Origin of the sequence: Leucobacter celer subsp. astrifaciens (assembly GCF_001273835.1) — a bacterium.
GTDB classification, from domain to species: domain Bacteria; phylum Actinomycetota; class Actinomycetes; order Actinomycetales; family Microbacteriaceae; genus Leucobacter; species Leucobacter celer.
On sequence record NZ_JHEI01000009.1, the window covers coordinates 1 to 234 of the forward strand.

The 234-nt window shown below is 76.5% G+C and carries 1 protein-coding gene; it reads left to right on the forward strand.

Features of this window, described 5'->3' with window-relative positions; genetic code table 11:
- A partial coding sequence (locus AMS65_RS00020) for an amidohydrolase family protein (RefSeq protein ID WP_157501916.1) occupies positions 1 to 234 on the forward strand: 234 nt, incomplete at both ends.

The window sequence follows — 234 nt, forward strand, 5'->3', positions numbered from 1 at the left end:
TCATCGATGCCCACAACCACCCCGCGATCGCGGGCGAGGAGGGGCTGTTCCAGCTGCGGGTGCCGTTCGGCGCGCACCTCGACGGCATCGTCGACGCCGTGCGCGAGCACGCGGCGGCGCTGCCCGCCGACGCGTGGGTGGTCGGCGGGCCATGGGCGAGCGATCGCCTGGGCGAGGTCAACACGGCCGAGGCGCTCGCGCGGCTCGACGAGGCCGCCGGTGGCCGCCCCGTCA